This is a genomic window from Micrococcus sp. HMSC067E09 (assembly GCF_001812555.1).
In the GTDB taxonomy this organism is placed as follows: domain Bacteria; phylum Actinomycetota; class Actinomycetes; order Actinomycetales; family Micrococcaceae; genus Micrococcus; species Micrococcus lylae.
Genome location: NZ_KV809437.1, coordinates 1 through 13,351, shown reverse-complemented (window position 1 = coordinate 13,351; position 13,351 = coordinate 1). Strand labels below are relative to the sequence as shown.

Below are 13,351 nucleotides of genomic sequence, written 5' to 3'. Positions count from 1 at the left end.
TTCCCGAAGCCCTCGATCCGATTCGGAGCACGCCACGCACGCGCTGAATCGGATCGAAGGGTGGCGACGACGGCAGCTCACCTGGGTCGGTCCGGCGTCCCGACGACGGCAGCTCACCTGGGCCGGCCCGTTTGACCGGGGCGTTCGGCCCAGTTGGCTGGGGCGTTCGGCTCAGTTGGCGCGCGCGTGGAGGGTGAGCAGGCCCCAGCGGCGGTTCAGCCGCTCCTGAGCGACAGCCGCGGTGGACTCGTCCTGCTCCTCCAGGCAGGTCAGCAGCGTCCAGAGGTCGTAGGGCGACTCGTCCGGCCAGACGTACGGGGTGAGTCGGCCGTAGTCGAGCTCCACCACGGCGTCCGGGCCGAACAGCTCCAGCCACCCGGACAGCTCGGTCAGCTCCCCGTTCAGGTCCGCGTCCGGGGCGTGGTCCCGCAGGATCCGGGCCGCCCGACCGCAGCGGACGAGCGCGTCCAGCAGGCCCACCGTGCGGCGGGCGCGGAACGGGCGGTCGGGTGTGGCGCGGGTGCCCTCGTCGTCGAAGGTGTCGGCGCCCTCGGCGCAGGCCGAGCCGTCCTCCGCGCCCGTCGGTGCGGATCCCTGTGCGGCTGCGCGGGCGAGGTCCTCGTCCGGGTCGAACAGCAGCAGCCACGAGTGCGGCACGCCCCAAAGCGAGGAGCGGGTGCGGATCGCCGAGCCGGGGCGGGCGAACTCCGGGCGGGAGTCCCGGCCCCGCAGTCCTGCCCCGAGACGGTCGTCGCCGGAGAGGTCCTCGCCGTCGGTGCCGTCCGTGGCGGTGCCGGGCGCATCGGTGTCGGAGGCGACCGAGGGATCGGGGGAGGCGTCGAGCGCGGCGGTGTGCCGTCGTCGTGCCTCCTCGGGGATGAGGGCGGCGAACTGCTCCGGCTCCAACAGGCGCTCCAGGGAGGCCGCCGAGTAGGCGGCGCGGCGGGCGAGCTGGTCCGGGCAGAAGCGGACGCGGCCGTCCGGGTGGGTGAGCGCGCGGACGAGGTCCGGCTGCTGCGGATGCGGGAACGGATCCACACGGCGGCGGGTCACGCGCGCCAGGGTGCGGCGGTCCGCCTCGGCCTCCACGTCGGCACGGTCACGGCCGGCGGCGTCCGCGAGCACCGGGCCGAGGGCGGCGGGGAACGCCTCGGCCGGCTCGAAGACGCGCAGGTGCGCGATCGCGTCCATGGCTGCGGTGCGACCGGGCGCCGGTCAGCGGTAGTCGACGATGACCGGCGCGTGGTCCGAGGCGCCCTTGCCCTTGCGCTCGTCGCGGTCGATCCAGGCGTCCTCGACGGACTCGGCCAGGGCGGGGGAGCAGAGCTGGAAGTCGATGCGCATGCCCTCCTTCTTCGGGAAGCGCAGCGCCTTGTAGTCCCAGTAGGTGTAGACGCCCGGGCCGGGGTGGCGGGGACGGACGACGTCCACCAAGCCGGCGTCGGTGAAGGAGCGGAAGGCCGAGCGCTCCGGCTCGGAGACGTGGGTCAGCTCGTTGTCCAGGAAGAACTGCATGTCCCAGACGTCCTCGTCCTGCGGCGCGATGTTCCAGTCGCCGGTCAGGGCCAGGCGCAGGTCCGGGGACTCGGCCAGCTGCGCGGCGGTGAGGTCCTTGAGGGTGGAGAGCCAGTCCAGCTTGTAGACCATGTGCTCGTCCTGCAGCCCGCGGCCGTTGGGCACGTAGAGGCTCCAGAGGCGCACCGGGGCGGCACCGTCCGTGGACTCGGTGCCGACCGTCGCGCCGATCGCACGGGCCTCCTCATGCGGGTCCTTGCCGCCCTTGCCGAAGTGCGGCTGGCCTTCGAAGCCGCGCTGCACGTCTTCAAGGCCCACGCGCGAGGCGATGGCCACGCCGTTCCACTGGGAGAAGCCGTTGTGCGCCACCTCGTAGCCGGCGCGCTCGAACAGCTCCCACGGGAAGTTCTCGTCCTTGCACTTCGTCTCCTGGATGGCCAGGACGTCGATGTCCTGACGCTCCAGGAACGCCTCCACACGGTCGGCGCGGGCACGGAGGGAGTTCACATTCCAGGTCGCGATCTTCACCCGGCCAGGCTATCGAAGGGCGCGGGGCGGGTGGGAACGGGCGGTCTCGGGGCGGCGTCGGCGGGCGGTCACACCCTCGGACGTCCGAGCGTGTATCGAACTTGGGCCGGAGCCGGCCGATCCGGGCCTGGACGGCCCAGGTTCGATACACGCAACCGCATCCTTCGGCACACGCAACGGCATCCTTCGGCACCCGCAACCGGGTCCTCTCTCTTCGCCCAACGGCGCCGCGGCGCCTCGGCTCGGGTCTTGCCTCGGACGCGGAAGGCACTTAGGTTAGTTACACAAGTAATGAACCACTGAAGCTCGGACGGGAGTCGAGATGGCCAGCACAGACCCGCACGGACAGCCCCTGTTCCGCACCCTTGCGCAGACGATCGAGCGCGGCATCGTGGACGGCAGCTACCCGGAGGAGACGCAGATCCCCTCGACCAACGAGTTCGCCCTCCACCTGCGCATCAACCCTGCGACCGCCAACAAGGGCATCAACCTCCTCGTGGACGCCGGACTGCTCTACAAGCGACGCGGCATCGGGATGTTCGTGGCCGAGGGGGCACGTGGACGTCTGCTGGCCCAGCGGACCGAACGGTTCGCCGAGGACTACGTGGACCCGATGGTCGCCGAGGGGCAGCGCCTCGGACTGCAGCGTGAGGACATCGTCGAGCTGGTGAGCGAGCGGGCGGTCAGCGCCGAAGGCGCCGTCACCGACGCCGCCGGGGAGCCCGCCAGCACGGACGGACGGCAGCCGGCGGAGGCGTCAGTACGCCGGAGCCCCGGTGCCGCTGAGGCAGGAGGAATGCGATGAGCACCGCGCCGACGGCCACGCCCGTTCTCGAGTTCCCGCCCACGGTCCGTCCCCTCTCCGCGGACGCCCCGATGTCTCCGGACGCCGCGGTGAGCGTCCGCGGCCTGGCCCGCCGCTATGGGGAGGTCCGCGCGCTGCAGGACGTCAGCTTCGACATCGCCCCCAACACCATCTGCGGACTGCTCGGCGCCAACGGCGCAGGCAAGACCACGCTCATGTCCCTGATCTCCGGCCAGGACCGCCCCAGCGCGGGCACCCTGCAGGTGTTCGGCCGGGAGCCGTTCGACGACGCCGCCGTGCTCACGCAGCTCTGCTTTGCACGCGAGAACCAGGCCTACCCGGACACCTTCGCCGTCCGCCACGTCCTCACCACGTGCCCGCTGTTCCTGCCGCACTGGGACGCGGACTTCGCCGACGAGCTCGTCGAGACGTTCCGGCTCCCGCTGAACCACAAGATCCGCAAGCTCTCCCGCGGGCAGCTCTCGGCCGTGGCGATCGTGGCGGGACTCGCCTCACGGGCGCCGCTGACCTTCCTCGACGAGCCCTACCTCGGACTTGACCCCACCGCTCGACGCCGCTTCTACGACGCGCTCCTGCGCGACTACGCCGAGCACCCCCGCACGATCCTCATGTCCACCCACTTGATCGGCGAGGTCGAGGGGTTCTTCGAGCAGGTCCTGGTGATCGACGACGGCCGCCTCCTCGTGGACGCCAGCGCCGAGGACATCGCCGAGCTGGCCTTCACGGTCTCCGGGCCGGCGAAGGCGGTGGAGGCCGCCACCGGCGACCGCCAGGTCCTCGAGACCCACCGCATCGGCGGTCTCGCCTCGGCCGTGGTGCTCGGCACCCCGGACGCCGCGATGCACCGTCGGGCCGCAGAGAGCGGGCTCGAGATCGGCCCGGTCGGCCTGCAGGACCTCATCGCGGCACTCGGCGCCGCGCCGCACGGCATCGCCGAGGCCCGAGCCCACGACCAGGAGGCGACCCGATGACCACGGCGACCGCACAGACCGACGGACGGGCCGTCGTCGGGAAGCCGACGGCCCATCACGACGACCGCACCCTGCCGCACCGGTGGCTGCGCGTGGTGCGACTGCACTACTCGGACCTGACCGGGATGCTCGTCACCACCCCCGTGACGTTCGCCCTGCTCACGCTGTTCTCCGTGGCCGTGTACCTGGTGCTGAAGGCGTACGTGGTGCCCGCGGAGACCGACCTCTCCCAGTTCTTCCGCGGGAACATGGGGGTCCTGTGGATGCTGCCCGGATTCCTTGCGAGCGTGGGCGCGTTCTCCTACGTGCGGACCATGCCCTATGCGGTCGGCATGCTCGGCTGCACGCGCGGCGAGTATTGGCGCGGCACCCTCGTGTGGGCGCTGCTGCAGGCGGTGTACTCCGCCGCCGTGGTGGTGGTCTTCCTGGTGCTCGAGCAGGCCACCGGCACGTGGTTCACCGACGGCGCCCGGGTCTTCGACGTGGCGACCCTCGGGGACGGACACCTCGGCACGGCGGCGTTGGTCGCCTTCTGCGTGGGACTGGCGTCCCTGCTGCTCGGGGGCTGCATCGCCATCGCCTGGCTGCGCTGGAAGCAGTGGGGTGTGATCGGAGGATTCCTGATCCTGGCCGTGGTGCTGCTCGGCGGTGCCACGCTGCTGCTGGCCCTGGGCGTGGACGTGATGGGCTTCCTCGCCGAGGACGCGCTGCTGAAGCTCTCGTCCCTGGTCCTTGCCGTGGCCGCGGCCGCCGCGATGCTCAGCCGCCTGCTGCTGGGCCGGGCTCCGGTCGCACGGTAGGGCCGGCGCGGGACGTGGTCACACCCTCGGACGTCCGAGCGTGTATCGAACTTGGGCCGGAGGCGGCCGATCCGGGCCTGGACGGCCTAAGTTCGATACACGCAACGGCTTCGATACACGCAGCCACTCCCCGTCCCACCGCTCACGGCCTCAGCGCCACGGCCTCAGCGCCACCAGTCCTCGAGGATCGTCACCGGGGTGGTGCGCTTGTGGCGGCTGCGCAGCCAGACGGCCTCGATCTTGTCCGCCACGTCCTCGGGCACCTGACGGCCCTCGAGGTAGTCGTCGATGTGCTCGTAGGTCAGGCCGAGCTCGTCCTCGTCCGCGCGGCCCGGGCTGCCGTCCAGCAGGTCGGCGGTCGGCACCTTCGCCCACAGCACCTCCGGCGCCCCGAGCTCCTTGGCCACGGCCCGCACCTGGCGCTTGTTCAGGCCGAACAGGGGGAGCACGTCCGCGCCGCCGTCGCCGAACTTGGTGAAGAAGCCGGTCACGGACTCGGCGCCGTGGTCCGTGCCCACCACGAGCTGGCCGTGCTGGCCGGCCAGGGCGTACTGGGCCACCATGCGCACGCGGGCCTTCACGTTGCCCTTGTTGTAGTCGGAGATCGGCTCCCCGGTGGCCGCCGCGAAGGCCTCCGTCACGCCGTCCACGCCGTCGGCGATGTCCAGCGTGCGGTCGATGTCCGCGTCGATGAAGTCCATGGCCTGCTGCGCCTCCGCCTCGTCAGCCTGCACGTTGTAGGGCAGGCGCACGGCGGTGAACTGCGGGTTCCGGTGCGAGGGCTTCGGCAGGGTCTCGGCGGTCGGCCTCGGGGCCTCGCCGCCGCGCAGCACGGGCCCGCCCATGGCGACGGCGTCGGTCACGCCCAGCTCGGCACGCGCCCTCTCCACGGCCAGCTGCGCCAGGCGGCCGGCGGCGGTGGAGTCCACGCCGCCGGAGATGCCGAGCACGAACCCGGCCGCGCCGGTCGACTGCAGGTAGTCCGCCAGGAAGCGCACCCTGCGGTGGACCTCCTCGGCGGGGTCGATCGCGGGCTTGACGCCCATCTCCTCGATGATCTTCTGCTGCAGCTCACGCATGCGCCGAAGCCTACTCGCGGCGTGTTTCCGGCGGGAGTCGTGCTCCTCGGCCGTTTCCCGACGGCGGCACACCGCTTCCGCGGCGTCCCGCACCCGCCCCGTCGGTCGGCCTTGTGGCGGCGTCTGCATCGTGGCGGAGTCGGCGTCCCTCGCCCGCGCCCGTGGGTCGGGGCGGGACGGAGCCTCAGGCCTCCGGATGCCCCAGGTTCCGGGCGATGGTGCGCAGGGCGGCCAGGGTGGTCTCGTAGTCCTCCCGGGGCAGGTCGCCGATCGCCTCGGCGCGGAGCCGGTCCACGGCCTCGGCCACGCGCTCGCCGGCCTCGCGACCGGTGGCGGTGAGGGTGAACAGGTCGCCTTCGACGGCCACCCACGCCGCCTCCACCAGCTCGTGCAGCTCGGCGAGCGCGGTCTCGGACAGTTCCGGGGCGAAGCCCGCGGTGACCTCCTCCGAGCTGAGCGGGCTTGCGGTGAGGGCGTTGAGCATCTGCCACTGCGCGCGGGTGAGCCCGTGCTCTTCGAGCGAGGCGGCGACGCGGGCGGTGATCAGGCCCTCCGTCTGCGTGATCCAGTGGGCCAGCGGCAGACCGGCATGGCGGGACGTCTCGGTGGTGCGTGCGTTCTCGTCCATGGCCGTCAGGCTAGCGCCGAACCAGGTTACGGGGCAGGGGTGCCGCTCCGCCGAGCGCCGCTAGCATGAGGGGCATGAGCGAGAACACCGCAGCCCCCACCCCCGAGCAGGACCGTGCCCGCCTGAAAGAGCTCATCCAGCAGCTCGCCGTGGTCCGCGGAAGGGTCACCCTGTCCTCCGGCAAGGAGGCCGACTACTACGTGGACCTGCGCCGCGTGACCCTGCACCATGAGGCCGCGCCGCTGATCGGCCGGGTGATGCTGCGGATGCTCGAGGACGCCGGTGTCGAGTACGAGACCATGGGCGGCCTCACGATGGGGGCGGACCCGGTGGCCACCGCGATGATGCACGCCGCCGGTGCCGAGGGCCGCGCGCTCGACGCGTTCGTGGTGCGCAAGGCCCAGAAGTCCTACGGCATGGGCCGTCAGGTCGAGGGCCCGGGTGTGGACGGCCGGAAGGTCGTGGTGCTCGAGGACACCTCCACCACCGGCGGCTCGGCGCTGACCGCCGTCGAGGGCGTGCGCAGGGCCGGCGGCGACGTGCAGGCCGTGGCCGTGATCGTGGACCGGAACACCGGCGCCGCCGAGCGCATCGCCGAGGAGGCCGGGGTGCCCTACCTCTACGCCTTCGGCAAGGACGAGCTCGGCCTGGACTGAGCCCGGCTCACAGCCATTCGGCCCGCTTGAACAGCACTCACAGCCATTCGGCCCGCTTGAACAGCACCCACAGCACCACGGCCACGGTCAGCATCAGCGTCAGCGCGAACGGGTAGCCGAACGCCCAGTGCAGCTCGGGCATGCGATCGAAGTTCATGCCGTAGATCGACCCCACCAGCTGCGGGGCGAAGATGATCGCAGCCCAGGACGAGATGCGCTTGACCTGCTCGTTCTGCTCGATCGACTGCTCGGCCAGCCGCTTGGACGCCAGCGTGGAGTCCAGCTCCAGCGCGCTGTTCAGCATTGCGCGCATGGCGGCCACGCGCTCGTTGATCTGCACGGCGTGGTCGTGGACGTCGCGGAGGCGGCGCAGGTTCTCCACCTCGATCGCCGCGCCCTGGGACGCCGCACTCGACTCCCCGGCCTCGTCCGCGTGCAGGCGTGCCCGTGCGTCGTCCTGGAGCTGGTCCACCATGGTCGGCAGCGCGCGGATGGCGTGCTGGAAGTTCAGCACCTCGCGGGAGAGCTCGTAGATGCGGCGGGACACATGCGCGTCGCCGGCGAAGATCTGGTCCTCGATCTCTCCGATGTCCTGCTCGAGGCCGTCGGCCACCGGGAAGTAGTCGTCCACCACCTTGTCCAGGATCTCGAAGGTCACCTGCCAGGGGCCGAGCGCGAGCCGGTCCGGGCTGTCGCGCTCCAGGGAGTGGCGCACGGCGGCCAGGTCCGGCTCCTCGGCGTGGCGCACGGTGACCACGTAGTCGTCCCCGGAGAAGACGCCGATCTCGCCGAACTCCACGGTCTCCGTCTCGTCGATGTACCGCGCCGGGTGCAGGACCATGAACCAGTCCTCGCCGTAGTGCTCGAGCTTGGCGCGCTGCCCGCCGGACAGCGCGTCCTCCACGGCCAGCTCGTGCAGGTGCAGCTCGTCCGCGACCTCCTGCAGCTCGTGGGCGTCCGGCCGGTACATGCCCAGCCAGGCCAGGTCACCGGACTCCTTCAGGGCCCGCCAGGTCTGGTCCAACGAGGTCGGCGCGAGGATGCGTCTGCCGTTCTTGTAGACGGCGTTGTCGATGATCGTCACCTGACCATTGTGCGCCTGTTCCCTTCCGGGCCGCCTCCAGGCTTCCGGGCGTACGGTGGAGCCATGAGCGAGAAGATCACCCAGACCCAGACCGTCGAGGCCGTCCGAGACGGCAAGTCCCTCCTGCCCGCCGAGGCGGTGAACACCGCGCCCGTGGTGGCGCTCGGGCTCTTGGGCGGCTACGTCACCGCCCGTGAGACCGGCATCCGTCCGCTGGGCGGCGTGCTGCTCGGCGCCGCAGGCCTGCTGGCCGGCCGCACCTGGCTGGCCAAGGGCGGACCGGCCGTCACCGGTGGGCTGGCGGCGCTGTATCTGGGCGGTTTCGGAGCCTCCCATCCGCTGGCCAAGAAGATCGGCGCGTGGCCGGCCGTGCTGGCCGTGACCGCCGCGGCCGCCGGCGCTTCGAAAGTGCTGGTGGATGCGAAGGCTCCCCGCGTCGCGTGAGCTCCCGCCCGCTTCACGACGACGGCGCCTCACCTTCGGAGGGTGAGGCGCCGGAGCGTGTGGTCGGGGTGGGCCCCTGGGAGGGCCCGTGGCCGCAGGACCCGCGCTTCGATGCAGACCTGCTGCGCGAGGGGGACCGCCGCAACGTGCTGGACCGGTACCGGTACTGGAGCCTCGAGGCGATCGTCGCGGACCTCGATGCGCGGCGGCACCCGTTCCATGTGGCCATCGAGAACTGGCAGCACGACCTGAACATCGGCACGGTGGTCCGCACCGCCAACGCGTTCAACGCCGCCGGGGTCCACATCATCGGCCGGCGCCGCTGGAACCGCCGTGGCGCCATGGTCACGGACCGGTACCTGCACGTGCACCACCATGACACGGTGGCGGCGTTCGCTGCGTGGGCGGCCGAGGAGGGGCTGCCGGTGCTCGGCGTGGACCTGTTCCCCGAGTCGGTGCCGCTGGAGACCTTCGACTTCCCCCGCGCCTGCGTGCTGGTCTTCGGTCAGGAGGGACCGGGGCTCTCGGAACAGATGCGGGCGGCGTCGAGCGCGGTGCTGTCCATCGCGCAGTACGGCTCCACCCGTTCGATCAACGCGGGCGTGGCCGCCGGCATCGCGATGCACGCGTGGATCCGGCAGCACGCGGACGCGGCGCCGCCGTCGCCCTAGGTGTGATGTCCAGGGAGGTTGTTGAGCCTGGTGGCAGGCGCGGCGCCGGGGCGACCGTCCGCTGCCCCTCCCGGCATGACGCCGTGGGATCGCGCGGGGCGGGGGGAAAGGCGGGCGGTTCAGCCCGCGAAGGGCCGGGCCGGCAGGCCCGTCACCCCCGGGCGGACGGCGAACAGGGCCCCGGCCAGCGGGTCCTCCCCGCGTTCCATGTTCTCCCAGGAGGTGGTGATGTAGAGGGTGCCGAGGTCGTCGCCGCCGAAGGTGCACGCCGTGGTCTTCTGCACGGGGACCTCCACCACCTCGTCCAGGGTCCCCTCCGGCGTGTACCGGTGGATCTGGCCGTGGCTGATCACCGCAACCCAGATGCCGCCCTCGGCATCCACGGTGAGTCCGTCCGGCTTGCCCTCGCCGTCGAGCACGTCCACGAGCACGCGCCGGTCCGTCAGGCCCTCCTCGCGGGAGTAGTCGAACACGGCCACCTGCCGGGTGGGGGTGTCGTTGTAGTAGGCCCGCGTGCCGTCCGGGCTCCACTCGAGGCCGTTGGACGTCGTCGAGCCGGTCAGCACGACGTCCACCTCGCCCGCGCCGCCGTCGGGTGCGGGGGTGAGCCGGTAGAGGTTCGCGGCCCCGGGGGTCTTCGCGTAGGCCATGGTGCCGCAGTGGAACCGGCCGTCTGGGTCGCAGCCGCCCTCGTTCATCCGGATCCCCGCGTCCGCGCCCCACAGCTCGGGCAGCGTCGTCAGCTCGCCTTCGGGCGAGATCAGGGCGAAGCCCCGCTCCACCGCGACGACGGCCCCGCCCCCGGTGCGTGGGCGCAGCGCGGCGGCCACGTCGCCGACGTGCGTGCGGTCCACCGTGCCGTCGGCGCGCAGGGCCAGGACATCCCCGGCGAGCATGTCCACCCAGCGCAGGCCGCCGCCGGCGGTCACGCCCTCGGCGGCAGTGCCCCAGGAGTCGGCCCAGACGGGGCCCTCGCCGTGGTAGGCGATGGGATCGGTGAGCTGCTCGGCGCGCATGTCTGCTCCTTCGGTGGGCGGGACGGTCCTGCCCTTGACGCTAGCCGACGCTCAGAACCAGCCGCACGAGTCGGCGGTCCGGCGGTCGTTCAGCGCGGCGTCGAGGAAGCCGGTCGCGCGCGGCAGCGCGGCCACATAGCCGCCCACGTGGGTCGGGGTGAAGACCGGGTCGAAGCGCACCTGCGCACCCTCCGCGCACCAGCGGTGCCCCAGCTCACGGCCGGTCCGGTACGGGATGACGTCATCGGTCAGCGAGTGGGCGATCATCACCGGCATCTCCGGATGACGGCCCTGATGCCCGAGTCGCTGGTCGGCGAGGATGCCGGCGAGCAGTCGGTCGCTGCGCACCAGCTCCGGGAAGGACTGGCCTGAACTGGTGATGGTGGAGGAGTCCAGGTCGGCGAACGCTGAGCCGTCCGAGATGCAGGCGGTGGAGGCCTTCTCGAGGGTCTGCATGCCCAGGGCGTTGAGGTACAGGCTCGGGTCCACACCGTAGGCCTCGAAATGGCCCGCCATGGCGAAGAGCAGGAACGCGGCCGAGCCGCCCCCGTCGATCGCGTCGGCCACCTGGGTCAGGTCCGCCGGGGGAGCGCCCGCGTAGGCGGCCTTCACGTCCAGCTCCGGTGCGTACTCGCCCGCGAGCTCGGCGGCTGCAGCCGCGGCGCCACCGCCCTGGGAGTAGCCGGCGATCGCCACCGGGGACGTGGCCGTCACGCCCGAGCCCTCGAGCCCGGCAGCCGCCCGGACGGAGTCCAGCACGGTGTGCGCCTGGGACTGCCGGACCATGTAGGTGTGCAGGCCCTCGGTGCCGAGCCCCTCGTAGTCCGTGACCACCACGGTGTATCCCTTGTTCAGCAGCGTGGAGATGCCGACGCCTTCGTACTGCTCTCCCGTGGACAGGGTCTTGGACGGGGCGCACTGGTCTCCCACGCCCTGGGTGCCCACCGCGTAGGCGATCACCGGCCGTTCGCCGGAGCCGGTCCACTCCTTCTCCGGTTCGAGGACGGTGCCGGTCACGGCGATCGGCTCGCCCGTGGCGCTCACGGAGGAGTACATGATGCGCGTGGCCGTGGCGGGGAAGCGGATCAGCTTCACCGGGTCCAGGTAGAAGTCCATCGGCTCCTGGCGGATCAGCGCGCCGGGAGTGCCGGGGATCGAGTCCGGAGCGGCGTAGAAGTCCTCGTCCGCGGCCTGGGCCAGAGCGGTGCGGGCGGCGTCCCACTGTGCCCGCTCCGCGGTGGTGGGGGCCGTGGACAGCTCCTGCACGGCGGTCTCCTGCTCGGGGCCCATGCCCTGCTGTGCGGCGGCGGGGGCGGGGCCGGCGAAGGTCGCGCCGAGGCCGAGCGCGACGGCCGCGGCGAGGGTGGTCAGACGGGAGGGGCGGGAGGTGGTCATGGGTTCCTCGGGTGGGGGGACAGGTGCGGGCCTGCCGGCCTGCGTGTGATGCACCTCACGCTACGGAGCGGCCCGACGGCGGGCAAGAGACCTTCGTCCAGACCTCGCCGCGGGCCCCGGGCGCACCGATAGGATGGTGCCGGCGGCTCCGCACCGGCGCGGGCGCACGCGTCCGCCACCTGAGAGGGTGTCCGCCGGTGACAGCACGGAGCCGGATCCGTCCGCCCGACCGCGACGCACAGGAGCGCAGCATGCCCATCGCAACCCCGGACAAGTACGCCGAGATGATCGACGCCGCCAAGGACGGCGGCTACGCCTATCCGGCGATCAACGTCACCAGCTCCCAGACCCTGAACGCCGCCCTCCGCGGCTTCGCCGAGGCCGGCTCGGACGGCATCATCCAGGTCTCCACCGGCGGTGCCGAGTTCTTCTCCGGCAAGAACATGAAGAACATGGTGGCGGGCTCCCTGGCCATGGCCGCCTTCGCCCGCGAGGTCGCCAAGCAGTACGACGTCACCATCGCCCTGCACACGGACCACTGCCCGAAGGACAAGCTGGACGGCTTCGTCCGCCCGCTGCTGGACGCCTCCGAGGCCGAGGTGAAGGCCGGCCGCGACCCGATCTTCAACTCCCACATGTGGGACGGCTCCGCCGAGACCCTGGACGAGAACCTGAGGATCGCAAGGGAGCTGCTGGCCCGCACCGCCGCCAACAAGCAGATCCTCGAGGTGGAGATCGGCGTCGTCGGCGGCGAGGAGGACGGCGTCGCCAACGAGATCAACGACCAGCTCTACACCACCGTCGAGGACGGCCTGGCCACGGTCGAGGCCCTCGGCTCCGGCGAGCACGGCCGCTACATCACCGCGCTCACCTTCGGCAACGTGCACGGCGTCTACAAGCCGGGCAACGTGAAGCTGCGCCCGGAGATCCTGGACGAGATCCAGCAGGCCGTCGGCGCGAAGATCGGCAAGGACCGCCCGTTCGACCTGGTCTTCCACGGCGGCTCCGGCTCCACCGAGCAGGAGATCGCGGACGCCGTGCGCTACGGCGTCATCAAGATGAACGTGGACACGGACACCCAGTACGCCTTCACCCGTCCGGTCGTCACCCACATGTTCCAGAACTACGACGGCGTCCTGAAGATCGACGGCGAGGTCGGCAACAAGAAGATGTACGATCCGCGCACCTGGGGCGAGAAGGCCGAGATCGGCATGGCCCAGCGCATCGTGGAGGCCTGCCAGGACCTCGGCTCCGCCGGGAAGTCCATCAAGTGACGCTGCCGGAACGCCGGCTGGGCTCTCGAGAGGAGGCGGTCTGATGGAGATGCTTCCCTGGTTCGCCTGGATCCCGATCGTGGCGATCCTCGTCTGGGGCGCCGTGCAGATCGCCCAGCTGATCACCGGCCGCAGCGTCGAGGGCCTCGAGGGCTCCGGCCTGTCCGACCGCATGGACGAGCTCGAGCACCGGCTCTCCGAGCTGGAGTCCTGGTCGGACCAGGTCGGGGACGCGCCCCGTCGACCCGCGGTCGAGCGCGGAGGCGCGAGCGGCGGCGAGTCCCTCGAACATCGCATCGAACGTCTCGAGGCCCGCGCCGACCGCCGCGAGGCGCGGGACCGGGACCGCGACGACTGGGACCGTCAGGCCAAGGACCTCGGCCTCGAGGACTGACGGCGGGCCCGCCCCGCCGCAGCCGGCCTCCAGCACGACGGCGGCCGCTCACCTCGCAAGGTGAGCGGCC

Annotated in this window: 15 protein-coding genes; 8 read left to right on the top strand and 7 right to left on the bottom strand. The window is 71.8% G+C overall.

Annotated elements, in window-relative coordinates:
* Window positions 1-171: 171 nt before the first annotated feature.
* Window positions 172-1,191, bottom strand: coding sequence for a DUF8083 family protein (locus tag HMPREF2863_RS05245; protein WP_070638589.1), 1,020 nt, complete (start codon window positions 1,189-1,191; stop codon window positions 172-174).
* 24 nt (window positions 1,192-1,215) lie between these two features.
* A complete protein-coding gene (locus HMPREF2863_RS05240; RefSeq protein WP_070638586.1) occupies window positions 1,216-2,043 on the bottom strand; it encodes an exodeoxyribonuclease III in 828 nt (275 codons plus the stop codon).
* A 322-nt stretch (window positions 2,044-2,365) separates the two neighbouring features.
* Here HMPREF2863_RS05240 and HMPREF2863_RS05235 point away from each other — a divergent pair, with 322 nt between their 5' ends.
* Genes HMPREF2863_RS05235 through HMPREF2863_RS05225 form a run of 3 tightly spaced genes read left to right on the top strand, consistent with a single transcriptional unit; the run spans window position 2,366 to window position 4,640 of the window.
* On the top strand, window positions 2,366-2,848 hold the full coding sequence (locus tag HMPREF2863_RS05235; protein ID WP_070638583.1) for a GntR family transcriptional regulator: 483 nt from the start codon (window positions 2,366-2,368) through the stop codon (window positions 2,846-2,848).
* On the top strand, window positions 2,845-3,840 hold the full coding sequence (locus tag HMPREF2863_RS05230; protein ID WP_246828831.1) for an ABC transporter ATP-binding protein: 996 nt from the start codon (window positions 2,845-2,847) through the stop codon (window positions 3,838-3,840). The genes HMPREF2863_RS05235 and HMPREF2863_RS05230 overlap by 4 nt, the downstream gene beginning before the upstream one ends.
* The gene (locus tag HMPREF2863_RS05225) at window positions 3,837-4,640 is read left to right on the top strand and encodes a hypothetical protein (RefSeq protein ID WP_067191510.1); all 804 of its coding nucleotides are present in this window, start codon (window positions 3,837-3,839) and stop codon (window positions 4,638-4,640) included. The genes HMPREF2863_RS05230 and HMPREF2863_RS05225 overlap by 4 nt, the downstream gene beginning before the upstream one ends.
* 164 nt (window positions 4,641-4,804) lie before the next feature.
* On the opposite strand, the gene nadE is transcribed toward HMPREF2863_RS05225, so the two are convergent.
* Entirely contained in the window at window positions 4,805-5,719 is a 915-nt protein-coding gene (gene nadE / locus HMPREF2863_RS05220; protein WP_070638581.1) for an ammonia-dependent NAD(+) synthetase, read from the bottom strand.
* A 184-nt stretch (window positions 5,720-5,903) separates the two neighbouring features.
* Window positions 5,904-6,347 (bottom strand): MarR family winged helix-turn-helix transcriptional regulator, encoded by a 444-nt coding sequence (locus HMPREF2863_RS05215; RefSeq protein ID WP_067191513.1) that lies wholly within the window; start codon window positions 6,345-6,347, stop codon window positions 5,904-5,906.
* Window positions 6,348-6,421: 74 nt separating this feature from the next.
* Between HMPREF2863_RS05215 and pyrE the strand changes: the two genes are divergently transcribed.
* A complete protein-coding gene (gene pyrE / locus HMPREF2863_RS05210) occupies window positions 6,422-7,003 on the top strand; it encodes an orotate phosphoribosyltransferase (protein WP_087134184.1) in 582 nt (193 codons plus the stop codon).
* Between the two features lie 37 nt (window positions 7,004-7,040).
* Here the strand turns inward: pyrE and HMPREF2863_RS05205 are convergent, their stop codons facing one another.
* A complete protein-coding gene (locus tag HMPREF2863_RS05205; RefSeq protein WP_067191516.1) occupies window positions 7,041-8,087 on the bottom strand; it encodes a magnesium and cobalt transport protein CorA in 1,047 nt (348 codons plus the stop codon).
* A gap of 63 nt (window positions 8,088-8,150) precedes the next feature.
* Here HMPREF2863_RS05205 and HMPREF2863_RS05200 point away from each other — a divergent pair, with 63 nt between their 5' ends.
* Together HMPREF2863_RS05200 and HMPREF2863_RS05195 are read left to right on the top strand one after the other, a co-directional pair.
* The gene (locus tag HMPREF2863_RS05200; protein ID WP_067191518.1) at window positions 8,151-8,531 is read left to right on the top strand and encodes a hypothetical protein; all 381 of its coding nucleotides are present in this window, start codon (window positions 8,151-8,153) and stop codon (window positions 8,529-8,531) included.
* On the top strand, window positions 8,528-9,202 hold the full coding sequence (locus HMPREF2863_RS05195) for a TrmH family RNA methyltransferase (protein ID WP_067191520.1): 675 nt from the start codon (window positions 8,528-8,530) through the stop codon (window positions 9,200-9,202). The genes HMPREF2863_RS05200 and HMPREF2863_RS05195 overlap by 4 nt, the downstream gene beginning before the upstream one ends.
* A 119-nt stretch (window positions 9,203-9,321) precedes the next feature.
* Here HMPREF2863_RS05195 and HMPREF2863_RS05190 read toward each other — a convergent pair whose 3' ends face one another.
* Window positions 9,322-10,218, bottom strand: a complete 897-nt coding sequence (locus HMPREF2863_RS05190; RefSeq protein ID WP_070638579.1) for an SMP-30/gluconolactonase/LRE family protein — start codon at window positions 10,216-10,218, stop codon at window positions 9,322-9,324.
* Window positions 10,219-10,269: 51 nt separating this feature from the next.
* Window positions 10,270-11,613: a lipase family protein gene (locus HMPREF2863_RS05185; protein ID WP_070638576.1), complete on the bottom strand. Its 1,344-nt coding sequence runs from the start codon at window positions 11,611-11,613 to the stop codon at window positions 10,270-10,272.
* A gap of 251 nt (window positions 11,614-11,864) precedes the next feature.
* Here HMPREF2863_RS05185 and fbaA point away from each other — a divergent pair, with 251 nt between their 5' ends.
* Both fbaA and HMPREF2863_RS05175 read left to right on the top strand, forming a co-directional pair.
* Entirely contained in the window at window positions 11,865-12,887 is a 1,023-nt protein-coding gene (gene fbaA, locus HMPREF2863_RS05180) for a class II fructose-bisphosphate aldolase (RefSeq protein ID WP_067191528.1), read from the top strand.
* Window positions 12,888-12,930: 43 nt separating this feature from the next.
* Window positions 12,931-13,281, top strand: a complete 351-nt coding sequence (locus HMPREF2863_RS05175) for a hypothetical protein (protein WP_070638573.1) — start codon at window positions 12,931-12,933, stop codon at window positions 13,279-13,281.
* Window positions 13,282-13,351: the final 70 nt, after the last annotated feature.

Bases quoted from the DNA above. Each gene is read 5' to 3' on its own strand.
- HMPREF2863_RS05235 (WP_070638583.1), top strand. From the start codon at position 2,366: ATGGCCAGCACAGACCCGCACGGACAGCCCCTGTTCCGCACCCTTGCG.
- HMPREF2863_RS05225 (WP_067191510.1), top strand. From the start codon at position 3,837: ATGACCACGGCGACCGCACAGACCGACGGACGGGCCGTCGTCGGGAAG.
- HMPREF2863_RS05175 (WP_070638573.1), top strand. From the start codon at position 12,931: ATGGAGATGCTTCCCTGGTTCGCCTGGATCCCGATCGTGGCGATCCTC.
- HMPREF2863_RS05230 (WP_246828831.1), top strand. From the start codon at position 2,845: ATGAGCACCGCGCCGACGGCCACGCCCGTTCTCGAGTTCCCGCCCACG.
- pyrE (WP_087134184.1), top strand. From the start codon at position 6,422: ATGAGCGAGAACACCGCAGCCCCCACCCCCGAGCAGGACCGTGCCCGC.
- nadE (WP_070638581.1), bottom strand. From the start codon at position 5,719: ATGCGTGAGCTGCAGCAGAAGATCATCGAGGAGATGGGCGTCAAGCCC.
- HMPREF2863_RS05200 (WP_067191518.1), top strand. From the start codon at position 8,151: ATGAGCGAGAAGATCACCCAGACCCAGACCGTCGAGGCCGTCCGAGAC.
- fbaA (WP_067191528.1), top strand. From the start codon at position 11,865: ATGCCCATCGCAACCCCGGACAAGTACGCCGAGATGATCGACGCCGCC.
- HMPREF2863_RS05185 (WP_070638576.1), bottom strand. From the start codon at position 11,613: ATGACCACCTCCCGCCCCTCCCGTCTGACCACCCTCGCCGCGGCCGTC.
- HMPREF2863_RS05215 (WP_067191513.1), bottom strand. From the start codon at position 6,347: ATGGACGAGAACGCACGCACCACCGAGACGTCCCGCCATGCCGGTCTG.
- HMPREF2863_RS05245 (WP_070638589.1), bottom strand. From the start codon at position 1,191: ATGGACGCGATCGCGCACCTGCGCGTCTTCGAGCCGGCCGAGGCGTTC.
- HMPREF2863_RS05190 (WP_070638579.1), bottom strand. From the start codon at position 10,218: ATGCGCGCCGAGCAGCTCACCGATCCCATCGCCTACCACGGCGAGGGC.